The following is a 23,272-nucleotide window of genomic DNA, read 5'->3' as shown; positions in this document are numbered from 1 at the left end:
ATAAGATCGCAATCACGTAAGAAAAGTCGGGGGATTTATCCAAGTGGAATTAAGACAATTGCAGTACTTTGTAAAAGTAGCTAGAAAACAGCATGTGACCCAAGCAGCAGAAGAAATGCATGTGGCGCAGTCAGCCGTTAGCCGGCAGATTCATCTTTTAGAAGAAGAACTGGGCATTAATTTGTTCGTGCAAAAAGGCCGTAATCTTCACCTTACCTCAGTAGGTCATTTATTCTTAAGCCGGGTCGAGGGGATACTGACGGACTTGGAACGTGCTGTTGGTGAGATACACGAATTTCTTGACCCGGAAGCCGGGGAAATTCGTATTGGGTTTCCGCATAGTCTGGTCATCAATTTGCTGCCTGCTGTCATTGCAGCCTTTAAAAAAGATCACCCAAACGTTAAATTCAGGCTTCGTCAAGGGACCTATACGTCCTTAATCCGAGATGTCTCTAAGGGAGAGATAGATCTGGCTTTCATTTCGCCATTCCCAGAAACACATGAGCATGTTTCGGGTGAAATTTTGTTAACCGAAGAGCTGTATGCGATTATTCCCTCCAATCATATCCTTGCGGATTACACATCCATTCGATTGGAACAATTAAAGAATGAACCATTCGTTATGTTTAGTGAAGAATATACGCTGCGTACGATTGTGATGGAGGCTTGCATGAAAGCGGGCTTCGTTCCGAAGATTGAGTTCGAAGGTGAAGAAACAGATACCATTCGCGGGCTAGTAGCCGCGGGTATGGGAGTTAGCTTGCTTCCTTCTATGGCTTTAATGGAGAGCGGTCAAATGCAGCCGGTCAAAATTCGTGTGACCGATCCTGTGGTCACTAGAACTGTCGGTTTAATTTGCCGCAAAAGTGAAAAGCTTCCTTTGGTGGCTGAAGTTTTCAGACGGTTTCTATGTGATTACTTTCAATGAACAAAAGCTCATCTTGTATGTGTGAATAACACCGTACAAGATGAGCTTTTATGTTTAGTCGTCACTATTACGGCCATTAAATATCATAATATATTTCAGAAGTTCAAGAACGGAGATTAAAGCGGCTGCGACATACGTAAGAGCGGCTGCATTTAATACCTTAGCTACCCCGCGTTCTTCTTCATTAGAGATGAAGCCTTCAGCGATCATTAAATCTCGGGCTCTTGAGCTGGCGTTAAATTCCACTGGCAGTGTAACTAATTGAAAAGCAACAGCTGCTGCGAAAAAGATAATGCCAAGACCGAGCAGCCATGGGATCTGCTGGAAGAAGAAGCCGGCTAGTATGAGCAAGGGAGCTACACCGGAGGCGAAATTGACAACCGGGAACATGCGGTGCCTTGCGACAAGCATGGGGTAGTGAACTTGATGTTGAATGGCATGGCCTACCTCGTGACAGGCGACAGCGACAGCAGATATGGAGCTTTCGTAATAGACGGGTTCAGATAAACGTACTACTCTGGCTATTGGATCATAGTGATCTGACAGGGTGCCAGGTACAGCTTCTACGGGAACATCATACAGTCCGTTGGCATCAAGCATGCGTCTTGACGCCTGAGCACCCGTCATTCCTGAGTAAATTGGAACTTGGGACCACTTGTTGAATGTTCCCCGTACTCGAAACGAGGCCCACAACGAAAGTCCGAATGCAATAATAATGAGAAAATCCATGGGATGAAAAAACATTTGACATTCCTCCGTATTTCGTTATGAGAACGGATTTTTACCTAGAAGAACAATTAGCGCTTCAATACAGGCCGCAGTTGGCTGAGTAAGTATTCGGGAAAGCTTCTTCATTTGATTTGGTTTCAACTGTTGGATGATGGGTCCCAGCTCTTTAGCTTCTTTCATTAGCTGCTCTAGATGAAGTTGGATAGATGTCAGCTTATCTCTCACTGTATCATCAGGGGACACTTTACTCCATTGTTGTAAATTCGCTTTGATTTCCTCTAAGGTATATTTCTCGTTCTTCATAGATTCAATACGTTTAAGTCGTGTCAAAGTTTCATCACTATAAAGGCGGTAGTTTGTATCTGATCTTTTCTCGGGTTCAATCAAGTTCAACTTGGTGTAGTAATCAATGGTTCGAGAACTGACATCGGCAAGTTTGGCTAGTTCTCCGATTTTATAAAGCTTCTCTTTCCCCATAATAAGTTCACCTCTACTCCAATTTGTATGAATTCTTCTATATATTAATGATACCTGATTACAAACCGTACAGTCAAACGTAATACTTTTCAAAGCTAACATGGATTTTAGGATAGGAATTGTAACATTTTGCTCGATCTATGAACGAAAACACGAATTATGCCTGTTCGATGTCAGGTTATTTTTCGCTTTTTTCAATTTTTAAAAGAAAATCCTATTGTCAAACCCATTTAACCTGTATATAATGACATTAAGAGTTTCATTACATGTTACTTAATATAACATTAAAAAGGAAGTGGTCGTATGGTTAAGAAGTTGTTGTTAGCTTTCGGCGTTATGGCATTATTATTCCCTACTCTCGCATTTGCTGCAGATGAAGCGACAGTACCCCAACTTCAAAGTGCAATCGATGCAGTTTGGGTTATGTTAGCAGCTATCTTGGTCATCTTCATGCAAGCTGGCTTTGCATTATTAGAAGCGGGGTCTACTAGAATGAAAAATGCCGGTCACGTAGCCGGTAAAACAATTTTAACTTTTGGCTTATGCGCCATCGCTTTCTGGGCTGTAGGTTTCGGTTTCGCCTTCGGTGACGGAAATGCTTTCTTCGGAACGACAGGGTTCTTCGTTACAGGTTTAGAAGATCAAGCAGCAGCAGCATTCGGATCTCTTTCTTTCTCAGATGTACCAATTGGTATTAAATTCTTGTTCCAACTAGCCTTCGCAGGTGTATCCTTAGCGATTGCATGGGGCGGTTTTGCAGAGAGAGCGAAACTTCCAGTTTACTTCATCTTCGGAATTTTGTTTACAGTCGTGATTTATCCAATCGTTGCTCACTGGGTATGGGGCGGCGGCTGGTTGAGCAAGCTTGGTATGCAAGATTTTGCGGGATCAACGGTTGTTCACTTACAAGGTGCAACAGCAGCTCTTGTAGCTACTATCTTGTTAAAACCACGTATTGGCAAATATAATAAAGATAAAACGCCAAACTTAATTCCTGGTCACAACCAAGTGTTGTCTGTTCTCGGTGTTATCATTCTTTGGATCGGTTGGTTCGGTTTCAACCCAGGTAGTACACTAAGTGCAATGGGTGATGGGTTCTTCGGTTATATTGCTCTGACAACGAACATGGCTGCTGCGGCAGGCGGGGTTGCGGCTCTCATCATTTCTTGGATGTACTTTGGTAAAGCAGATATTCCTAGCATGTTGAATGGTGTTCTTGCAGCGCTAGTTGCGATTACAGCAGCTTGTGCATTCGTAGATACTTGGGCTGCCATCGTCATCGGTGCAGTAGCTGGTATTGTTACATTCTTCACAGCACAATGGTTTGAAAGAGCTGGCATCGATGATCCGATCTATGCTTTCTCCGTTCATGGTATCGCTGGTATTTGGGGTACTCTTTCCACTGGTTTGTTCGCTACACCTGAGCTTTCGGCGAAGGTTGGTGTTGGCGGTGCTGGATTGTTCTACGGCGGTGGTTTGCACCAACTAGGCGTTCAAGCACTAGGTTTAGCTGGAGCATTAGTATTCGTTCTTATTCTTTCTTTCATTATCTTAGGCATACTGAAAGCTACAATTGGTCTTCGTGTTACAGAAGAAGAAGAAATTATCGGTCTGGATTTGTCTGAGCATGGTTCATACGGATATCCGGAACAAATGAAAAAAGCAGCTCAAAACGGCGCGTCCGTTTAATACCACATACACTTTCTACTAGAGCAAAGGGGATGCAACATGAATCATCTCTCAATGGAACAGATCCTGGAGCGTATCTATCAATCGGAACAGTTCGATGAGATGCGAATAACCAGAGATCAGGTGCATGAGATGTTTCGGGAGCATCTCCTTTTCTCTCATTCATCTGAAATTGGACGAAAAGTAAATCAAATACACGATGCCTTTATTCACAGAACGATAGAACTGTCTGAACATATGTTGGAGGATGAAGGGTTTGGGAAACCGCCCGTTCCCTATGCATTTATTTTGCTCGGCAGTGGTGGAAGAGGTGAACAAACGCTTTGGAGTGATCAAGATAACGGACTTATTTATGGAGAAAGTGAAAATCACACAGAGGAACAATTAGATGACTATTTTATCAAACTTGTAGATTGTATCCTTCGTGGTCTTGATATTTTGGGCTATCCGCCTTGTGAAGGCAATGTGATCTCGAGCAACAAGCTATGGCGTAAGTCGTTATCCTCGTATATTGAGATGATGACAGCATGGTTTATGGAACCGGATTGGGAAAATGTTCGTTATTTGCTCATCCTTGCTGATATGCGCTGTATCTTCGGTTCTAAAGCTTTAGTTGACCGGCTCAAAGGCGAGTTTCTTGCTTATGTTCAGGAACATCCGAGTATCTTGAAGTATTTGTTATCCAATACACTCCATCACAGAATAACATTGGGCGTATTCGGACATCTGATTAGAGAGAGATATGGGGAGGATGCAGGCGGATTTGACATTAAATATGGCGCTTATATTCCTATAGTAAATGGGATTCGACTTCTTGCTATTCAAGCAGGGATCATGCACTCATCAACGTTGGAGAGAATTAGATTACTGCAGGAAACTTCCTTCATTCCTAAACAATTAGCCGTTGAATGGCAGGCTGCTTTTGGAGTTGCTCTTAAGCTTAGAGATTTGACACCTCATCAGCTTGATGGAGAGATGTATACGACAAGAGGCAAATTAAATGCTGATCAGTTGACCAAAGAATTAAAGCAAGAATTAAAACATTGCCTACGTACGGGGATGGAGTTACAAAAGTATGTTAGAAAATCAATCGATTCACACTTAGAGACAGAAAAAGGTTAGATATAACGGGATTTATGTTTCATTGGTAGGGAGAGGTGATTCGAAATGAAAGATATGCGACCGGCTGGGCGAATGTGGCATTTGTACAAAATGGGTGGCCTTACGCCAGCGCTTACGTCTATGTTTGATGTGCAGAGTGCTCAACAGATGGCTTTTATTCGTTCCATGTTGAAGGAGCAAAGGAAAGATTCCCTGTTTGAAATACCGCTTCACTCGATGGAAATCGTTGTTTTTGATTTGGAAACGACGGGATTCTCTCCTTATAACGGTGATGAAATTATTTCATTCGGAGGCGTCTCTGTTATTGGTGGTGAAGTGCAAAGTAATCATACCTTCTATAGTATGGTAAATCCAAAACGTAAGATTCCGGATGAGATTGTGAACCTAACCGGTATTACGAACGAAATGGCTGCTGACGCGCCTGAATTAATAGGGGTGTTAAGTGACTTCTTGGAGTTTGTTGGGCAAAGAATACTGGTTGCTCATGCAACCGGACATGATAAAAACTTCTTGAACTCGGCCCTATGGCGCACGTCCAAAGTGAGCTTATCACATCGTGTTCTCGATATCATGATGATTGCCAAATGGCTAATGCCGAAGAGGAAAAATTTGAGTTTGGACTCTCTGCTTCATGCCTATGATATTCCGATAACGAATCGCCACCATGCACTTGAGGATTCCCTTATGACTGCGCAGCTGTGGTCTAGATTTATGGAGGAAATAAAGTCAAGAAATGTAGATACTTTAGGTGATTTGTACGCCTTATTAAGCCATCACTGACCGATGACAAACGAAAGTTTGTGATAAGAGGTCTGGGGGGCTTTTTTTATTTGGTAAAGCTGTAATTCGGGGAGTTGCGGTTGATGAAAGGATAAGATCCAATAGGTAGGAATCGAATGCCAGAGTGTTTGTAGATCCTGTTCCGAAGGAACGGGAGGAGCCGTCGGGTGCGAATGGAAAAGACCGATCACGGGGTTGTTGCTGTCCATAAGATATGGGAGCATCTCAACGGGACTTATTTCAAAACGATTCCTAGGGTTACTTGCGATATTACGTAAAGGAATAAAGGTACTCGCTTGCAGTGCTTCATTCTTGTTAGGGGCTTGTCCACCGAGAATGAAGCCACATGCTTCTTCAGGAAGTTGCTGCAAGCTGTGCATGTGAAGATCTTTGTATAAATTTTGCTTCATATATACATTCACTCTCTATCCACCTTACCTAATCGATGTGCTTGTTAAGAATGAGGTTAGTATATCATGCTTTTTTATTCATTTCCCCTTTAGGCTTAATAAAGAAGAATACGAGGGCAAGCATGAGAAGTGCCAAGGAGGATACGGTGATGAATATGACTTTATCCGAAATGTTCATAAGCCAACCGAAAAGTGGTGGACCGCAAGCTACACCGATGAAACGGAGACTATTGTACAACGAGGTTATCATTCCACGCTGTTCACGCTCTACAGATCCGGTAATCAGTGTATTTAGGCAAGGCAGCAGCAGACCAGTTCCTATTCCACTCAATGAAAGTAAACCAATAAATATGTAGAGATTGGTATTTAGGAAGATCGCTAATGCTAGCGAAACGGTCATTAGGATGAGTCCGATGTTCATTAACCAGCGCATCAATACGACGTTCTCTTTGATTTTGGCACCGGTGGTATAGGAGGTAATGACCATGCAAAGCAAAGGAATAGCGAGAATAAATCCCTTGCGAACACCTTCAATGCTATAAGGTTCCTCTTCTAATATCTGTGATAAATAAAAGAGAACGCCGAACAGAATAAATAACGAAATGGAGCCAGCAAAAAATGCAGGGATGAGCCAGCGGCCTTTTTCCCGAAAAATGCTGCGAATTTGCTTTAAGTAATCCTTAAGAGGTTCCGCTTCCTTTTCTTTAGGCGGTTCCTTAATCATAAAAATAACAGCGAGCAGAGCTAACACGCAGAATATAGGGAATGCAAAAAATGGCGCAAACCAAACGATTAAAGCTAATAAAGAACCTAATATCGGGCTTACGACTTTACCTGCCCCATTAGAAGCCTCAATGAGCCCGAGCGCCTTACTCGCGGTTCCTCCCTTATATAAATCTCCTACAAGAGCCATCGCGATAGGGGCTGTCCCTGCTGCTCCTAAGCCTTGTATTGCTCGTGCTGTTATCAGGATAGGATAGGAGTTCCAAACAGCTCCAAGGCCTGCTAGAACGCCTGCAGAGCCGTAAACAATAAGCGAAGGGATGATGACAGCTTTACGTGTAAAACGGTCTGATAAGTAACCCGATACAGGAATGATGATACCGGCTGTTATGGAGAACAAGGTGATAACGAGTGAGCTCTGAAAGCGCGAGATGCCCATCCTTTCCTGCATATCAGGTAGAATAGGGACTAGCATCGAATTACCTAGCACAAGAACTAAGGGAATCGTTGCTATTGCGATGTATTCCCAGATGTGGCCTTTTTTGTTTTTAGATTTGTTTTTAGGTTTGCTTTCAGTTTTGTCTTCAAATATGTTTTCGGAAATTTTTTTGCCCTTGGCTGCTTTTGTAGTCATTATGATGAGAGTCCTTTCAGAACATGATGTATGTTTACTTTTCCCAAATAAGTTGAAAGCATACTTTGGATTTAATTCGTTGATGTTGGAATTTTGGCGAATTTGGAGATAATATAGACAGAGTGGAGGTGGAAGTGCTTTGAAGAGGAATGTGTTTGTGATAGCCCTGGTGGTTATATTAGCCGGTTTTGCTATTTATCAAAACGCCCAACGCGAGAATAAAGCGACACTTATGCCTACTGAGCAAGCGCCAAAAGTGAATTTCTTGGCCCCTTCGTTTACGTTAAAAGGGCTTGATGGGAAAGACTACACGATTGGTGGGCCGCGTGATAAGCCTTTGTTCGTTAATTTCTGGGCTTCATGGTGTGGTCCATGCGAGGAAGAGGCACCGGATTTGGTTAATGTGTACAACAAATATCAAGGGCAGTTTGATCTCTACGCGGTCAATGTGACACCTGGTGATAAAATGGAGAACATTACGAAGTTTGTGGAAACCTACAAATACCCATTCCCGGTGTTATTAGATAAGCAAGGAACGAATGCGGATACTTATCGAGTGGTCGCCATTCCAACCAGCTTCTTAATCGATAAAAATGGGGTCATTCGCGAGGTCGTTCATGTACTCTCTCCTAGAGATTTGGATAAGAAAATTGCAAGTCTCATTAAAGAGTAAAAAAAGCTGCAAGAGAAGCGCCGGTGGTTTGGCGTACTCTTTGCAGCTTTTCTTATCTTTAAACGCGGTCGCACAACCTTGAGTGACCGCGTTTAGATTTTACTCATTAATGGTTCACTAAACCTAGGCGCTCTTGTTGATCTTTGTTCGCAGGCTCGACACGTTTTCTTCCGATTAATGCATAACGCAAGCTATCTACGAGAGCATACCAGCTTGCTTCAATAATATTACTGGACACTCCAAGTGTGTTCCATGTGGTATTGAAGTCAGTCGATTCCATCAGAACGCGAACCTTACCGGCAGTAGCGCCTTTCACATCAAGGACACGCACCTTATAGTCGGAGAGATGGACGTTCTTAATATCAGGGTAATATTGGATCAACGCTTTACGTAAGGCATTGTCAAGAGCGTTTACTGGACCGTTGCCTTCAGCCGCGGTATAGATCGTTTCGCCATGAACCTTCACTTTAACAATGGCTTCGGAAACAACGGATTGATTAGCGGACTTCTCAACAAGCATTTTGAATGATTCTAATGTGAAAATCTCTTCTAGACCTTCGAACGCTTCGCGCAGCAAAAGCTCCAGTGTGGCATCGGCTCCTTCGAATTGGTAGCCTTGATGCTCGAGATCTTTAATTTTCTCAATGACTTCTTTGGTTTTCTGATGTTCTTTATTAAAGTCAAGATTCAATTCTTGGGCTTTCACTAATACATTGCTTTGCCCCGCAAGCTCTGAAACAAGTACACGTTGTTTATTGCCAACGAGTTCAGGCTTCGTATGCTCATACGTACTAGCATCCTTGAGAATGGCTGAAACGTGAATACCGCCTTTATGCGCGAATGCCGCATTCCCGACATAAGGCTGATTAACAGGCATATGCATGTTGGCGATTTCGCTAATGTATCTCGAAACTGGCGTTAATGATTGGAGTTGCTCATCGGAAATAACCGAATAGCCAAGCTTTAACTGAAGGTTAGGGATAATGGAGCTAAGGTTAGCATTACCGCAGCGTTCTCCATAGCCATTAATAGTTCCTTGGACCTGTCCTGCTCCTGCTTGTACAGCGGCAAGGCTGTTTGCTACACCTAATTCACAATCATTATGAGCGTGAATTCCGATGGGGGTGGTGACATTCTGTTTAACAGTAGTGACAATGGCAGTAATTTCTCCAGGTAATGAGCCGCCGTTAGTGTCACATAGGACTATCCAATCAGCTCCGGCATCCTGTGCCTTTTTGATTGTTTGCAGGGCGTACTCGGGATTATTCTTGTAACCGTCGAAGAAATGCTCGGCATCGTAGATGACTTCAAGACCGCTGCTTTTTAAATAAAGAACGGAGTCGTAGATCATGGCAAGATTTTCTTCAAGTGTAGTTTGAATAGCTGTTGTGACATGGAAGTCCCAGGACTTACCGAAGATGGTTGCTACCTGAGCGCCTGACTCCACGAGTCTGTTCAGATTAATATCATCCGCAGCAATGGAATCTTTACGCCGTGTGCTGCCGAATGCAGTAATCTTCGCATTTGTGAACTTCATGTCGCGAGCACGTTCAAAAAATTCAATATCTTTGCTATTGCTGCCCGGCCATCCGCCTTCAATATAATGAACCCCAAGCTCATCGAGCTTGCGGGCAATTTTAATTTTATCCTCGACGGATAAGCTGATGCCTTCTCCTTGCGTACCGTCTCGTAGTGTGGTGTCGAAGATTTTGACTGATGTTGGCATAGGTTCCTCCTTCAAAAGCTAGCAAAGTGACTTCGGTGCTTGATGTGCAGGTGCTTGTGCTTGCTTTAAAGCGCTAATGTATAATTTACGATTATACCATAATAGTATGGGTAAAGACATCATAACGCAAAAATACGTTTGCTTGAAAGTATAATTTTTTGTATGCTGAAAATGGCTCTAATAGTTGGTCGTTTATCAATGGGAGGGAATATAAATGGTGACAACTCAGCATCATTATCCCAAGCAAGGTAGAGTCATATTGCATATAGATATGAATGCATTCTATTGCTCTGTTCATGAGGCCGTTGAGCCTGATTTATATAAAGGAAAGCCTCTGGCTGTTGCTGGGAGCGTTGAGCTTCGTAAAGGGATAATTGTTACTTCATCTTATGCGGCGCGCGCTGTGGGGATCAAGACAGGTATGCAAGTTAGGCAAGCGATGAAGTTATGTCCGGATTTGATACTGATAAGACCTGATTTCGAGCTATATCGAAGCTTCTCAAGGCGGTTTATGCAGATTGCTTATAGTTATTCACCTATGGTGGAATCCATGTCAATCGATGAGTGTTTCGTTGATATAACAGGGTCCAAGCAATTTGGAACGCCACTTGAGATCGCGAATAACATTCAGCAACAGATCATGAAGGAACTGAAGCTGCCCTGTTCGATTGGCGTTGCCCCCAATAAGCTTCTTGCCAAGATGGGTTCTGATATGAAGAAGCCAAATGGGATTTCTGTGCTTCGATTAAGGGATGTACCCACTGTATTGTGGGACAAACCGTGCAACTATTTATATGGCATTGGCAAAAAGACGGCGGATAAGCTAACTAGACTTGGCATCCATACGTTAGGTCAGCTGGCAGTTGGGGATGAGTTGCTGCTAAGTAAACACTTTGGCATCTTAGGTGCGCATCTGAAGCGTTCAGCTAATGGGATTGATCATTCACTAGTAAACCCAGAACAAGAACAGAGCAAGTCCATTGGGCATACGACAACGCTGCCGCAGGATTTTACCGATACCAAAGAAATTCACCGAGTATTCTTAAATCTGGCGGATCAAGTAGCAAGAAGACTTCGCAAGCAGGAGCTAATGGCATCTACGATCCAGATCACGATTCGTGATCCGGAGATGAGGACGATTACACGATCCGTAACCTTACCTACGCCAACTGAGCATATGGATGATATTTATCGAACCTCGTGTCAGTTATATGACCATCAATGGGAGGAAGGCAACCCTGTTCGGCTGCTTGGGATTACGCTGCAGAATCTAACGATGAAGGAAGAAACGTTCGTTCAGTTGGATCTATTTGATTATGAAAAGCAGCCTAAACGAGAAAATTTGAACCGTATTATGGATGGACTTCGTGATAAATTCGGGGAAAATGCGATTCTAACCGCAGGGATGATGGGCGACAATCCTGCTACGTTAATTAGAAATCATAAAGCGAGAGGGACTTCCCTGCAAATGGATCATTTGAGGAACAATCCCCTTCACAAAGAAGAGGAGAAGTGACAAAGGATGGCGCATTGTATTGGCTTTGCAGGTTATTCGAACAGCGGAAAAACAACGTTAGTGGCTAAGTTAATCGTAGAGATGAAGCAGCGCGGCTATCGGATAGCCGTAATGAAACATGATGCGCATGGACATTATAAAGAAGCAGCAGGGACGGACTCCACAACTTTTGTAGAGTCGGGTGCAGAAGCCGTTGTAACCCTATCGCCAGATGGGATTCATGTGTTCGAGAAGAAGCTAAAGCCAAGTCTAGAAGAACAGTTAAGTGCGTATGCACATCTAGACTATGTTTTTATCGAAGGCTTCAAGAAGGAAAAGCATCCAAAGATTGCTGTCTTCCGTACACTAGAGCAAAGTGAAATTATTCAAGTTATTGAGCCTGAGCCCATTGCTATTGCAACAGATATGAACGATTTCACCTTTCATTTTGGAGGTTTTCCTTCCTTTGATTTGAATAATATCCCTGGTATAGCTGACTATATTGAACAATATTTTGAGAGCAATTAATTTTAAGGTTTGAACTTTGTCCGTATTTATATTATATTTTACATTGAGGATAATTTGAGGAGGAGTTAGAAATCATGGCAAAGTATACATTTGTTGATAAAGATACTTGCATCGCTTGTGGCGCTTGCGGAGCTACAGCTCCAGACATCTATGATTACGATGATGAAGGTTTGGCTGAAGTGATTTTTGATGGAGACGGCAACAAAGGGGTAACTGAAATCCCAGAAGATCTGTTTGATGATCTACAGGATGCACAAGATGGCTGCCCGACGGATTCCATTAAAGTAGCGGATACACCTTTTAGCTAATCAGTATAAAACATAATTTTGTGAAGTGATTCGCAGAATGTCGAAAGAGCTCAGTTCCTGTAAAGGGATTGAGCTCTTTTTTTGATATAAATTGTATTTACGTGTAACTATTTATTGCCATTTTCTACGTGCCATCTTACAATGAAGCTAGTAAACATTGGGAGGATCTTATGGGTAAGAAGAAATGGATTCAAACTTTAACGGTAGGACTTTTGTTGATGTTATTTTCGACATATTTCTACACGGTTAACTCTAGCGGATTGTTTTATTTTGTTGAGGGGCCCCTCCAAGATGTTTTGCGGAAAGCCAAATCTGTGGATGAACGTCAGCCAGAGGATCGCATCAAAATTGTTAAGATTGATGAGAAATCACTTAAAGCCATCGGGAAATTTCCTTGGGATCGAACTACCTATGCGCAATTGATAGAGAAACTAGAGCAGTCAGGCGCAGCAGCAATTGGTATCGACGTCGTGCTAGCTGAACCTTCGAAAAACCCCGCTGACGATAAAGCTTTGGCTGATGTTCTGGCCAAGTATCATAATGTCATTATGCCCGTCCAAATTAACTATCCCTCCAAGCAAGAGCAAGCAGGCGATCTTGTGCCTGAGAAAATCGACTACCCCACTCCAACACTAACAACCAGTAGGCAGCAAATGGCACATATTAATGTGTTTGTCGATAAGGATGGTAAGGCTCGGAAACTGCCAGTTGGGCTGCCTGATGAGAATGGAGTATACATACCTGCGTTCAGCGTTGCGCTTGCCAATCTAGTTCTGGATGATAAGGACAAAGTGAAGCGAGATGAAGCAACCGGACAATGGAAACGCGGCAATATCGTAATGCCGACTAACGAAAGAAATCAAGTTACTACTGAGTTTTTCACACTGCCGAGGCAGAAAGTAGATGCTACAACAGGTTATGAATCACTCTCTTTCATTGATGTTATTAATAGTAAAAATCCCTTGCCCTTGCAAGGCAGCATAGTGTTGGTGGGACCTTTCGTAACGGCCATGCAGGATGAATATCCAACACCAATCAGCTCTGTTAAGATGTTTGGGATCGAAATACATGCGAATATGATTCAAACTTTATTAGAAAGCAAGTTTTATAAAGATACAAATAAGCCTTTTGGCGTAGGTATTATCTTACTTATTTCTTTGCTTGCCATTTTCTTATTTCATAGATATAAAGGCAAAACAGCCCTATTTATTTTCCTGGGAATGTTCGTGATTTATGGCGGCGTATGGTTAACCTTCTACATTGCTGGATCAACTTTTGCTCCTCTTGTATACCCGCAATTTGCTCTGGTTACGATCTATATTTGGTCGTTGGTGAGTCATTACCTAGAAGAGCGGAAGGAGCGAAACCGCGTAACCGGTATCTTCGGAAGGTTCGTTTCCAAAACGGTTGTAGACGAGCTGCTGCAATCAGGTGAAGATGTTAAGCTTGGCGGCAGTCGTAAAGATATCTCGCTTATTTTCGTAGATATTCGCGGGTTTACCCCCATGTCCGAACGACTTGAGCCAGAGCAAGTTATTCAAGTATTAAATGAGTATTTGGATGTGTGTACGAAAGCTATTTTCAAATTTAACGGGACGCTCGACAAATTTATTGGTGATGGTGTCATGGCAATGTTCGGCGCACCGATTGAATATGATAATCACCCGGAGATGGCCGTGCGAGCTGCTATTGAGATGAAGTCACAGGCCACAGTTCTTGAACAGAGATTGATTGAGAAGTATGGAATCGGAGTGAAGTTCGGTCTGGGTATTAACAGTGGACCTGCGGTTGTTGGAAACATTGGTTCTGAAGATCTAAGGCTTGATTATACAGCTATCGGTGATACGGTTAACTTGTCAGCAAGATTAGAAGCGAACGCGAAACCAGGTCAAATTCTAATCAGTGAGCAGACCTTTGCGAGGGTCAAGGACCTTTTTGAGATAGAATCCATCGGTGAAATTAAAGTAAAAGGAAAAGAAAAGCCCGTGGCGGTATATGAAGTTATCGGGAATCTCTAATAAATGAATGCTGAGGAGGAATTCGGTGTGGGAGTAACTAAGAAATCATTTGTGGCATTATTCTTAAGTTTTTGTTTAGTGTTTAGTTTGGTATCAGCGGTGCTTATAAAACCTGTGGACGCAAAAACCGTTCGGGTAGCTGTCATTGCTTCATTATCCGGGGATGTAACAATTAAGAAAGGCGGAGGCTCCAAATCGTATGATGCCTATGAAAGTATGAGTTTAAATCAAGGCGATACGGTTTACACAGGAGCTAGCTCATCTGTTACCCTTAATCTAAGCAATGGGGATGCAGACGTAACTTTAGGCGAAAATGCTGAGATTAACGTGTCAGACCTAAATACCGCAAATGGAAATAAGAAATCCAAGCTTAAAGTATGGGCCGGTTCCATGTGGGTCAAGGTGAAGTCATTAGCTGGATCAGATGATGAATTTGAAGTTGAGACGCCGACAGCTGTTATGGGTGTTCGTGGAACGCAGTTCTTTGTTACTGTTGATCCGAAAACAGGCGCAATTAAGATGGCGGTTGGAGCAGGGAAAGTCTCCGCATCGACGGTAACGAATGGAGCTGACTCCACTCAAAAGACTACTATTACATACTTGTATCCGACGCAACAAATTTCTTTGGATGCTAGGGATGAGACGGATGATCTGTCTCTTAAAGTAGATTTCCTTGATTTAAATGATTTTATAAAGGATGCTTCACCGGAAATCATTAAAGAGATTATCCTGAACAAAGCCGAAATTGATAAAGAAAATGATGAGTTTATTGCTAAGAAAAAGAAAGAAATCGAAGATGGCAAACTCGTAGATGATAAGACTTCCTTATCTGTGAAGGATCAGGCTGAATTAGATAAAGTGAAACAAAACTTAGATAACTTAATAGGTAATATTGCCAAGAAGGCTCTCGCGGAAAATAAGGTTGATAAAGAGTCTTTGAATAAAATCATTGAACAAGCAAATGCAAAAATCGATAAACAAGAAAGAAAATTAGATTTAAACAATGTGAAAGAATTAGATAAAACGGCAGGTGTCGATGCAGAAAAAGAAAAAATAAAGAAAGAAATGCTTCAAAAGCTTGAAGCAGAAAAGCTCAAAAAGCAACAGGAAGAAGCGAAGAAGCAGGAAGAGCTCAAAAATAAGCTGGCATCAGCGCTTAAGGCTTTGGAAGACCAAAAGAAAAAGATTCTAGAAGAGAAGAAAGCAGCGGAGGAGAAGGCTAAAGCAGAAGCTGAAGCACAATATGATAAGCAGAATGGGACGAATGCTTCAGTACCTGGGTCTGGAGGGAACTCTGGGAATTCAGGAGATACAGATTCACCTCCAGTTCTAACACCAAAAGTTAGTTTGGCTGCAAGTGTGATCCCAAATAGTACGATGGGTGAGTTTAATTTGGATATTAACTTAAGTGATTTTGTTAAAGCTCAAGAAAAAGATATTTACGGCGTAGAAGTTCATCTTCTTTATAGCGAAAATACTTCCTACAATTCCAATGTACCTGTTATAAATGGAAGTATCTTCGAGTCAGCGAATAGCGCCGATCATGTTAAAGAATATCAAGGTTCAAATCAAAAAGAACTCGTCTATGCGGTAACCAATTTTGGAAGCACATCAGGAAATATAGAGATTACAAGTGCTAAAAAACTAGTTACGATTCCTTTGCATGGATATGGTTCACATACGATACAGGTTGGCAAAATTGTCATTGTTCGTAAGAATGGTGCTTCCGTTCAGAGTGTTGAAGTACCCTTACCAGCAAACATTACGATTAACATTCCTGGAGTTTAATACACACACGTAAAAAAGTAAAAGGAGAAACCAATGAAACCCTTAAAACATATACTCGTTTCATCCCTAGTGGCCGCAACCTTATTGGGAGGTTCATCCACATGGGCGGCAGGATTGTCAACGGATGCTCTGTTATCCAGCAATGGACAGATCCTATCAGACGTGTCGACCTTCGCGGGGATCGGTGATTTTGAAGATAAGAACGGGGATGCGCTAAGTGCGGCATTCCGTGCTCCGGGCAGTGTTGTTCAACTTTCAGATGGCAGTATTCTTGTCGCGGATACACGGAATCATCTCATTCGTAAAATTTCGGATGGAAAAGTAACCACTTTTGCAGGCCCAGAAGTTGTTGTGACGAAGAATAATCAGGGCTTTCCAACAGGAGGTCTAGTTGATGGGAAATCATCAGAATCCTTTTTCAATGAGCCGACAGGGTTAACTGTAGATGCCAAAGGGAATGTGTATGTAGCTGATTCAGCTAATAATGCAATTCGGAAAGTGGATACGAATGGACAAGTTTCCACGTTGGCTGGAAATGGCGTTCCTGGCAATAAAGATGGAAAAGGTGCTGAGGCAAAATTTAATCACCCAAGTGATGTTGCGGTAGCTGCGGATGGAACCCTGTATGTCGCAGATTCGCTCAATCATGTTATCCGTAAAATAGCAGTCGACGGCAGTGTTTCTACTTTGAATGCGGCTGCGACTCGAGCTATTCAAGTCCGTCCAGGGGAAGCTTCTTTCGCTGGTGAATTTCAAGACGGCAGCTTAGCCACGGCGAAGTTCAATGAACCTACTGGATTGGTTTTAGATAGCAAAGGCAATTTGTTTGTAAGTGACACAGGCAACCAACGTATACGTTATATCGACCTCCAAGCAGGGACTGTGACTACGGTGGCTGGATCGACACCCGAATTAAGCAATCATACGATTTATGATAAAAACGAGTTATATGCAGGTGGGGACTTTGCTGATGGAGACGCGCTTAAGGCGAAGTTTGACTTCCCTAAAGGGCTTGCAGTTACTTCCGAAGGCGGGGTTTTAATCTCAGATAGTTTGAATCATGTGATTCGTTATTTACTGAATGGTAAGGTTTCAACGATTGCGGGGACGGTCCAAACTGGTGAAACGGACGGCGTAGAACAAGCAGCTGAGTTTTACAATCCGAGCGACGTTCTAGTAACCGCGCAAGGTAATATTGTGGTAGCAGACTCCTCTAATAACAAAATTCGTAGAGTAGCTCCTTACCATTTGCCGGGAGATCTAGCAAACAATAACGAAGTAAAAGTGGTAAATGATAATAAAGTGATTTCATTCGATGCAAAGCCTGAGATTCAGGGTGGACGTACGATGGTTCCAGTTCGTGCCAAAAGTGAAACATTTGGCTATGAAGTCAAATATGTTGAGTTAGCTGGGAAATCAGTCGTTCAGCTTATCAAAGGTGATGTTACAGTTGAGCTAACGATTGGTGAGACAGGCGTTGTACGTAAGCAAGCGGGTCAATCAGACATCAAACAAGTGACGGATGCTTCTCCTTATGTGAAACAAGACCGTACTTATGTGCCGGTGCGTTTCTTCGCAGAGCAAATCGGCTTGGATGTCCAATGGGATGCCGCTCACCAAACAGCCATTTTACGTACGAAATCCTATTTGAAATAAGCAATCCGGATGATGAGCTTGGCAAGGGGAAACCCTTGTCTAGGCTCTTTTTTTTCATGACTTCATCTCTAAGTAAATTTTGCCGATAAATGAAGGAGAGTTACAAAGTTGTCGATAGGAGGTTTTCTAGATTGAAGGACAAGAATCGCATTGATCAGTTGGAACGATTTTTCCAACATAATCCGATCGAAGATCCTCTTTATCTCAAAAAATATGTGAAAGAACATCCTGATCATAAAATGGCCTGGTACTTATTAGGCAGGGAATACGCAGCACAAGGAAAGGAAGGCAAGGCAGCGTATTGTTTCGCGCAGTCTGGGGAGATCTATGAGGCTTTCGAACGCCAGAAAATAACAATAGAAGGTCCTCTACCTATTTCACCTGCTTCAGCCTTACATAAAGGTACTGTGACATCTGTTAAAAGCAAGCCCAGTGGTAAAGGGAAATGGATGCCGTTAATGGTCATTCTACTCCTGCTAGCTGTTCCCGCTGCAATGGATTTAGCGAAGAACGATACGGGGAACATCCCGGATGAGACTGCTGCTGCTGCTGCTGCTCCAGCGGCAGTTAATGCACCTGCAACCCCTAAACAGGAAGGGACTTCTGGATTAAAACTCTATTTCTCTAATGGTGATTGGGGCAATAAGCTTCAACAAGTACTGTCTTCCTCAGGATCTGGTGCCGGGGAATCTGTCATCATGGGAGTTCCTCAAAGTTCGGATGGTAAATGGAACGAGTGGAATAGGTCGGTGAAGCCTTTGATCAGCGTTGAGAATAAAGGTGGAGGCGAGGGTTCAGCGGCATTAAAGTATTACCAGTCTCAGACTTGTTCCTGTCAGGTCGCAGATAGCTCTGCGCTTGTTCCTGTCATAGATAATTGGATGCATGAACGTGAGCAAGCTATTGTCTTACAAAGTGCAATCCAGGCCTACCAAAAAAAGACGGGAACGCCGCCAGAGAAACCCGAACAGCTTACGAAACCTTACCCAGATAATCTCTTGCCGGGACTCTCTCCCGAAATGCAGGAGGTCTTCCCTCAAGCTGTAAGTAAGGTAATTGAAAGCGCAAAAACGGGGAAAGGTCAGGATTCGTTACAAACGGTAGATAAAAACGAGCAGCCGAAACGAGAGCTCAAAGAACAGGCTTCGCCATCGAGTTTGCAACCGAAAGCTTCCACAGACCCACTGCTGGAACCGCTTAGGATTGTAATTGATACCGATAAGCATCGTTTGGCTCTCGTTAGTGGAGATTTCATCATCCGAAGCTATCCAGTTGGCTTAGGAGGCGAGAAGACGCCGCAGGGGGAGTTCTTCATTAGTGAAAAGGTGCGCAATCCGAATGGCAAATCAAATGGGGAGTTTGGCAGTCGAGGAATGACTTTGTCGGATACACTTTATGCGATTCATGGTACGAATAAGCCCTCCAGCATCGGGAAAGATGAGTCACATGGCTGCGTTCGCATGCAGCAAGCGGACATTGAAGAGCTTTATAACATGGTAACTCATGAAACGAAAGTGACGATTGGTAAAGGGGTATTACCACCTCCTTCAAATTCAGATGGTGGAAATGGTAATGGCGGCGGAAGTCCGGGACTCGGAGCTGGGGGAGGGAAGCCAGATCAATCTTTTGGTCTTCCATTACAGACTAATGACAGCAACCCTAGTAAGAAATATAAATGGCTTGATTAACCCATGGAACATGACAAAAACCGCCTGAATATGCTTCAGACGGTTTTGTCATGATGTACTAGCGTTCCAAGTTTTACCCTTGACAACGATGTAGAAAGCGATTACAATTCAAAATGTGATGATTTCAATCACTTCTTTCCTAATCATTTGTCCAAAATGATCAGTAATGTCATAACAATGATGACAACAAGCAAAATGGATCCTGTCCAAATGATCGCTTTCTTATTGATTTCTTCTTTGGCTCTACGATTGGACATGATCGGTTTACGTTTGGACATAGGAATCACCTTTTCCTTGGGGATTAATGAATATGGTTCTATCATAGCATAAGTAGGGTCGTTCATAGAATATGAATGTAAAAATGATTTTAAAATCAAGTATTGACGACCATGTCATTTTATTGTAAGATTTAATCACACGAAACGCCGAATATAATTGAATATGTCAGTTTTAATAACATGTTACCGTAAGGGCATTAGTTATTGAAGAATGTAAGTCTTCTTCTATAACTATGCCCTTTTTATTTTTGCCAAAATGATAACCCTGAAGGGAGTTGGTAGCGCAAACTACAAGGAAAGTTAAAGTTAGGAATACGCTACTTCATAAATAACCATCAGACTTATTAAAAAAGGGAGAAGATGAACACATGAATATGAAAAAATGGTCAACAATGGGTTTAGCTGCGTCCATGGTACTTGTAGCGGCAGGCTGTGGTAAATCTACACCAGTCGAAACAACAAAACCAGCTGCATCGGCGGCGCCGACTACAGCTGCTTCAGCGGCCCCAACAGCTGCTGGTCCCAAAAAATTAACCGGTGATTTTGAAATCCAGTACTTTGTTGGCGGTTATGGCGACAAATGGTGGAAAAAAGTTATTGCTGATTTCCAAGCAGCAAACCCTGATCTGAAAATTAAAGAAAGTGCGGGACCAAAAATCAACGAACAAATGAAACCCCGTTGGATCGCTGGAAACCCACCTGATTTCGTATATATCGATGGACCTGAATTGTTCGATCGCCAAATGGTTACAGACGGACAGCTTGAAGATTTGACGGATTGGATCAAAGATGCTAAAAACGTTGACGGCGAGAAAATCATTGATTTGCTTGCTCAAAAGCCACAAGAGTTCGATGGTAAAATCTACAACGTTCCTTTCGTAATGAGCTCATGGGGTATTTTCTACGATAAAGCCCTGTTCAAAGATAAAGGTTGGGCTGAGCCAAAAGATTTCGAAGAATTCTTAGCGGTAAGTGAGAAAATTAAAGGTGCTGGCATTAATCCTTTCATCCACACAGGTAAATACCCTTATTACATCAACGGTGGCGTGTTGCTTCCAGCTATCGTATCTGCTAACAATAATGACTACAAATTGCTGCAAGACATGTCTACAAATAATCTAGAAGCTTGGAAAAACCCAGCTATCCTTAAAGGTCTTAATAAAATCGTTCAGCTTCGTGACAAAGGTTACATCGACAAAGCATCCGTACAAATCAACCACACGGATTCCCAATCCTTGTTCCTGCAGCACAAGGATGCTTTTATCCCGAACGGTCTATGGCTGCCAAACGAAATGGCCAAAGACGTTCCTGCTTCCTTTGATTTCGGATTCATTCCATCCATCACACAAGATAAAGGTGGAAAAGTTGTAGCTAATACTTCGACTTCTACGTTTGCAGTTGCGAAAAAAGCGAAAAACAAAGATGCAGCAAAAGCGTTTATGCAATTCGTATTCTCTAAAACACAAGCTTCCCAATGGGCTGAGTTGAGCGGCGCTCCTTCCAACGTAAAAGGTGACATCTCCTCCTCCAAAGCACCTAACTTTGTTAAAGATGCGGCGAAATTCTTGTCATCTCCTGAAACAGTTGTAGTGCCAACAGTCTCCTTTGCGGCTGACGTTGACAAAGCGATGCAAGATGCAACAGTGGCATTGACGATTGGTACAATTACTCCTGAAGAGTGGGTTAAACGTGTATCTGATGTCGTAGCGAAACAAAAGAAATAGGAACTGAATGAAGCAGTGCGGAGAACTAGCGAGGCATTAGCCTTAGGAGTTCTCCGCCATTTTAATGATAGGACGGTGAGGATAGAATGAAGACCAACTCGAAAATGTGGAAACGGAATTTGTTCATCGCTTCATTCATCATTCCGACTTTTCTTTTCTTCTGTGTGTTTACGATCTACCCTGTTATACAAGCTTTGCAGAAGTCATTCTATGATTGGTCAGGAATGTCAGAGAATAGCACGTTTATTGGGTTTGATAATTTCGTCGAATTATTTAAGGATCCTATTGTACTTAGAGCCATCGGGAATGATTATTTTTTAGTAGTTGGTAAGGTCATTGGCATTATGATTCTGGCGACGTTCTTTGCTGTTGCTTTAACTCGTTTCAAGCTAAGAGGCTCTGGCTTCTTCCGCGCAATATTCTTTATCCCGAATGTGATCTCCGTTGTTGTTATCGGTGTGCTCTGGAACTTCATCTACAATCCGCAAATTGGATTCCTGAATGCGTTCTTGTCACTATTCACAGGAAATAAAGTCGATATTACTTGGTTAGGATTTCCACAGCATACGATCTGGATGCTATTACCCCCAACGATATGGGCTGGTATCGGCTTCTATATGATCTTGATGATTGCTGCAATCGTGAATATTCCTGCTTCCTACTATGAGGCAGCTAATATAGACGGAGCTGGTCAATGGTCGCAATTCCGCCACATTACCATGCCGCTCATCTGGGAGCAAATTAAGGTTTCCATTGTAAACATTGTCATTACGACTCTCAATGGATCATTCGTCATTGTTCAATTAATGACAAACGGCGGACAGCCTGATAATACGACCCAAGTTATGGGATCTTATCTGTATCGGATGGCTTTTCAACAATATCATTTCGGTTATGGAGCAGCCATTGGTGTCATGATCCTAATCGTTTCACTGATTACTACCCTTGTTCTGCAGCGTATTATGCGCCAAGAAACTATCGAAATGCATTAAGGTCATCATAGAAAATGATACTGAAGGAGGGGGAACCATCGTATGGTCGTCAAAAACCCGTTAGTGAAAATGTTTGTCTGGATCATTCTTCTTATTTGGAGCGTCGCCGTCCTGTATCCATTGATTTGGACACTGCTTGATGCGCTAAAAAATAATGAGCAATTTTTCTTAAATGCCCCATGGGCATTGCCTAAATTCCCGCTGCTTTGGACAAACTTCTCCTATGTTTGGAGTAAATATAATTTTAGCACCTATTTCATGAACTCCATTATTGTGACGGTAGGAAGTACCCTTTTGGGTATGATACTTGCTGCGATGACAGCTTATATCCTGGCTAGGTATGATTTTAAAGGGAACAAAATCCTCTTAACAATCTACGTCTCGTCCATGATGATACCGTTCGCGCTAGCACTGATTCCGTTGTTCTTCTTATTGAATGATTTGCACTTAATCAATACGTGGTTAGGATTAATTCTGGTCTATGCAGCACTTAATCTTCCTTTTGGAATTTTCTTGCTTGTAGGGTTTTACAAATCGCTGCCAAAAGAAATTGAAGAAGCGGCAATTATTGACGGGACCTCCCATTACGGTACGTTCTTCCGTGTTATGCTGCCATTGTCTCAACCGGGTCTAATCACGGTGATGATTACAAACATGCTGAATAACTGGAACGAGTACTTCCTAGGGGTTGTCTTGACCAATGAACCAACCAAGTACACGCTTCCAATCGGTCTTGCTGTTATGCAGGCAGAAATGCAGTATAGAGTTGAGTGGGGACCTTTGTTCGCAGGCCTGCTTATAACGACACTTCCCACGTTGATTGTGTATATGATCTTTCAACGTCAAATTGCAAGTGGAATTACTGCAGGTGCCGTGAAATAACTGTATAATTGGTTGCATAGAAAA

The 23,272-nt window shown here is 42.6% G+C and carries 21 protein-coding genes; 15 read left to right on the top strand and 6 right to left on the bottom strand.

What is annotated here, in order from left to right:
• Nucleotides 1-43: 43 nt before the first annotated feature.
• Entirely contained in the window at nt 44-928 is an 885-nt protein-coding gene (locus ASD40_RS31025; RefSeq protein ID WP_057306968.1) for a LysR family transcriptional regulator, read from the top strand.
• Nucleotides 929-982: 54 nt separating this feature from the next.
• Here the strand turns inward: ASD40_RS31025 and ASD40_RS31020 are convergent, their stop codons facing one another.
• Nucleotides 983-1,672 carry a zinc metallopeptidase gene (locus ASD40_RS31020; protein WP_057306967.1) on the bottom strand — a complete coding sequence of 230 codons (690 nt, stop codon included), beginning with the start codon at nt 1,670-1,672 and terminating at the stop codon, nt 983-985.
• A 21-nt stretch (nt 1,673-1,693) separates the two neighbouring features.
• The gene (locus tag ASD40_RS31015) at nt 1,694-2,134 is read right to left on the bottom strand and encodes a MerR family transcriptional regulator (RefSeq protein WP_029193450.1); all 441 of its coding nucleotides are present in this window, start codon (nt 2,132-2,134) and stop codon (nt 1,694-1,696) included.
• A gap of 303 nt (nt 2,135-2,437) precedes the next feature.
• Here ASD40_RS31015 and ASD40_RS31010 point away from each other — a divergent pair, with 303 nt between their 5' ends.
• Genes ASD40_RS31010 through ASD40_RS31000 form a run of 3 tightly spaced genes read left to right on the top strand, consistent with a single transcriptional unit; the run spans nt 2,438 to nt 5,725 of the window.
• Entirely contained in the window at nt 2,438-3,823 is a 1,386-nt protein-coding gene (locus ASD40_RS31010) for an ammonium transporter (RefSeq protein WP_057306966.1), read from the top strand.
• Nucleotides 3,824-3,862: 39 nt separating this feature from the next.
• Nucleotides 3,863-4,945: a DUF294 nucleotidyltransferase-like domain-containing protein gene (locus tag ASD40_RS31005; protein ID WP_057306965.1), complete on the top strand. Its 1,083-nt coding sequence runs from the start codon at nt 3,863-3,865 to the stop codon at nt 4,943-4,945.
• A gap of 45 nt (nt 4,946-4,990) precedes the next feature.
• Nucleotides 4,991-5,725 carry an exonuclease domain-containing protein gene (locus ASD40_RS31000; RefSeq protein ID WP_057306964.1) on the top strand — a complete coding sequence of 245 codons (735 nt, stop codon included), beginning with the start codon at nt 4,991-4,993 and terminating at the stop codon, nt 5,723-5,725.
• Here ASD40_RS31000 and ASD40_RS30995 read toward each other — a convergent pair.
• Both ASD40_RS30995 and ASD40_RS30990 read right to left on the bottom strand, forming a co-directional pair.
• Nucleotides 5,719-6,147 (bottom strand): Mov34/MPN/PAD-1 family protein, encoded by a 429-nt coding sequence (locus ASD40_RS30995; protein WP_057306963.1) that lies wholly within the window; start codon nt 6,145-6,147, stop codon nt 5,719-5,721. The genes ASD40_RS31000 and ASD40_RS30995 overlap by 7 nt on opposite strands.
• Nucleotides 6,148-6,199: 52 nt before the next feature.
• Entirely contained in the window at nt 6,200-7,492 is a 1,293-nt protein-coding gene (locus ASD40_RS30990) for an MFS transporter (RefSeq protein ID WP_057306962.1), read from the bottom strand.
• Between the two features lie 139 nt (nt 7,493-7,631).
• Here ASD40_RS30990 and ASD40_RS30985 point away from each other — a divergent pair, with 139 nt between their 5' ends.
• Complete coding sequence (locus ASD40_RS30985) at nt 7,632-8,165, top strand: TlpA family protein disulfide reductase (protein ID WP_057306961.1); 534 nt, start codon at nt 7,632-7,634, stop codon at nt 8,163-8,165.
• A gap of 106 nt (nt 8,166-8,271) precedes the next feature.
• Here the strand turns inward: ASD40_RS30985 and cimA are convergent, their stop codons facing one another.
• Entirely contained in the window at nt 8,272-9,891 is a 1,620-nt protein-coding gene (gene cimA, locus ASD40_RS30980) for a citramalate synthase (protein ID WP_057306960.1), read from the bottom strand.
• Between the two features lie 214 nt (nt 9,892-10,105).
• Between cimA and ASD40_RS30975 the strand changes: the two genes are divergently transcribed.
• The 7 genes from ASD40_RS30975 to ASD40_RS30945 all read left to right on the top strand — a co-directional run bounded on the left by ASD40_RS30975 (nt 10,106) and on the right by ASD40_RS30945 (nt 19,372).
• Nucleotides 10,106-11,407: a DNA polymerase IV gene (locus ASD40_RS30975; RefSeq protein ID WP_057306959.1), complete on the top strand. Its 1,302-nt coding sequence runs from the start codon at nt 10,106-10,108 to the stop codon at nt 11,405-11,407.
• A gap of 6 nt (nt 11,408-11,413) precedes the next feature.
• Complete coding sequence (gene mobB, locus ASD40_RS30970; RefSeq protein WP_057306958.1) at nt 11,414-11,914, top strand: molybdopterin-guanine dinucleotide biosynthesis protein B; 501 nt, start codon at nt 11,414-11,416, stop codon at nt 11,912-11,914.
• A gap of 74 nt (nt 11,915-11,988) precedes the next feature.
• Nucleotides 11,989-12,222, top strand: coding sequence for a ferredoxin (locus tag ASD40_RS30965; protein ID WP_047686106.1), 234 nt, complete (start codon nt 11,989-11,991; stop codon nt 12,220-12,222).
• A gap of 170 nt (nt 12,223-12,392) precedes the next feature.
• Entirely contained in the window at nt 12,393-14,240 is a 1,848-nt protein-coding gene (locus tag ASD40_RS30960) for an adenylate/guanylate cyclase domain-containing protein (protein ID WP_057306957.1), read from the top strand.
• A 27-nt stretch (nt 14,241-14,267) separates the two neighbouring features.
• Nucleotides 14,268-16,028, top strand: coding sequence for a FecR family protein (locus ASD40_RS30955; RefSeq protein ID WP_057306956.1), 1,761 nt, complete (start codon nt 14,268-14,270; stop codon nt 16,026-16,028).
• Nucleotides 16,029-16,061: 33 nt separating this feature from the next.
• Nucleotides 16,062-17,684, top strand: a complete 1,623-nt coding sequence (locus ASD40_RS30950) for a stalk domain-containing protein (RefSeq protein ID WP_057306955.1) — start codon at nt 16,062-16,064, stop codon at nt 17,682-17,684.
• 131 nt (nt 17,685-17,815) lie between these two features.
• Complete coding sequence (locus ASD40_RS30945) at nt 17,816-19,372, top strand: L,D-transpeptidase family protein (RefSeq protein WP_057306954.1); 1,557 nt, start codon at nt 17,816-17,818, stop codon at nt 19,370-19,372.
• 143 nt (nt 19,373-19,515) lie between these two features.
• Here ASD40_RS30945 and ASD40_RS39175 read toward each other — a convergent pair whose 3' ends face one another.
• Nucleotides 19,516-19,650: a hypothetical protein gene (locus ASD40_RS39175; RefSeq protein ID WP_268795937.1), complete on the bottom strand. Its 135-nt coding sequence runs from the start codon at nt 19,648-19,650 to the stop codon at nt 19,516-19,518.
• Nucleotides 19,651-20,018: 368 nt separating this feature from the next.
• Here ASD40_RS39175 and ASD40_RS30940 point away from each other — a divergent pair, with 368 nt between their 5' ends.
• From ASD40_RS30940 to ASD40_RS30930, 3 genes are all read left to right on the top strand, one after another.
• A complete protein-coding gene (locus ASD40_RS30940; RefSeq protein ID WP_057306953.1) occupies nt 20,019-21,374 on the top strand; it encodes an ABC transporter substrate-binding protein in 1,356 nt (451 codons plus the stop codon).
• An 86-nt stretch (nt 21,375-21,460) separates the two neighbouring features.
• Nucleotides 21,461-22,366 carry a carbohydrate ABC transporter permease gene (locus ASD40_RS30935; protein WP_057306952.1) on the top strand — a complete coding sequence of 302 codons (906 nt, stop codon included), beginning with the start codon at nt 21,461-21,463 and terminating at the stop codon, nt 22,364-22,366.
• A gap of 42 nt (nt 22,367-22,408) precedes the next feature.
• The gene (locus ASD40_RS30930; protein ID WP_057306951.1) at nt 22,409-23,248 is read left to right on the top strand and encodes a carbohydrate ABC transporter permease; all 840 of its coding nucleotides are present in this window, start codon (nt 22,409-22,411) and stop codon (nt 23,246-23,248) included.
• The last annotated feature ends 24 nt before the right edge of the window (nt 23,249-23,272 follow it).

Source organism: Paenibacillus sp. Root444D2, from assembly GCF_001426375.1.
GTDB lineage: Bacteria > Bacillota > Bacilli > Paenibacillales > NBRC-103111 > Paenibacillus_E.
This window is presented reverse-complemented; position numbering and strand designations above follow the sequence as displayed.

Excerpts from the sequence above, each read along its gene's own strand:
- ASD40_RS30950 (WP_057306955.1), top strand. The coding sequence starts at position 16,062 with ATGAAACCCTTAAAACATATACTCGTTTCATCCCTAGTGGCCGCAACC.
- ASD40_RS30940 (WP_057306953.1), top strand. The coding sequence starts at position 20,019 with ATGAATATGAAAAAATGGTCAACAATGGGTTTAGCTGCGTCCATGGTA.
- ASD40_RS31010 (WP_057306966.1), top strand. The coding sequence starts at position 2,438 with ATGGTTAAGAAGTTGTTGTTAGCTTTCGGCGTTATGGCATTATTATTC.
- ASD40_RS39175 (WP_268795937.1), bottom strand. The coding sequence starts at position 19,650 with ATGTCCAAACGTAAACCGATCATGTCCAATCGTAGAGCCAAAGAAGAA.
- ASD40_RS31000 (WP_057306964.1), top strand. The coding sequence starts at position 4,991 with ATGAAAGATATGCGACCGGCTGGGCGAATGTGGCATTTGTACAAAATG.
- ASD40_RS30975 (WP_057306959.1), top strand. The coding sequence starts at position 10,106 with ATGGTGACAACTCAGCATCATTATCCCAAGCAAGGTAGAGTCATATTG.
- ASD40_RS31020 (WP_057306967.1), bottom strand. The coding sequence starts at position 1,672 with ATGTTTTTTCATCCCATGGATTTTCTCATTATTATTGCATTCGGACTT.
- ASD40_RS30960 (WP_057306957.1), top strand. The coding sequence starts at position 12,393 with ATGGGTAAGAAGAAATGGATTCAAACTTTAACGGTAGGACTTTTGTTG.
- ASD40_RS30990 (WP_057306962.1), bottom strand. The coding sequence starts at position 7,492 with ATGACTACAAAAGCAGCCAAGGGCAAAAAAATTTCCGAAAACATATTT.
- ASD40_RS31005 (WP_057306965.1), top strand. The coding sequence starts at position 3,863 with ATGAATCATCTCTCAATGGAACAGATCCTGGAGCGTATCTATCAATCG.
- ASD40_RS30935 (WP_057306952.1), top strand. The coding sequence starts at position 21,461 with ATGAAGACCAACTCGAAAATGTGGAAACGGAATTTGTTCATCGCTTCA.
- ASD40_RS30930 (WP_057306951.1), top strand. The coding sequence starts at position 22,409 with ATGGTCGTCAAAAACCCGTTAGTGAAAATGTTTGTCTGGATCATTCTT.
- mobB (WP_057306958.1), top strand. The coding sequence starts at position 11,414 with ATGGCGCATTGTATTGGCTTTGCAGGTTATTCGAACAGCGGAAAAACA.
- ASD40_RS30965 (WP_047686106.1), top strand. The coding sequence starts at position 11,989 with ATGGCAAAGTATACATTTGTTGATAAAGATACTTGCATCGCTTGTGGC.
- ASD40_RS31015 (WP_029193450.1), bottom strand. The coding sequence starts at position 2,134 with ATGGGGAAAGAGAAGCTTTATAAAATCGGAGAACTAGCCAAACTTGCC.
- cimA (WP_057306960.1), bottom strand. The coding sequence starts at position 9,891 with ATGCCAACATCAGTCAAAATCTTCGACACCACACTACGAGACGGTACG.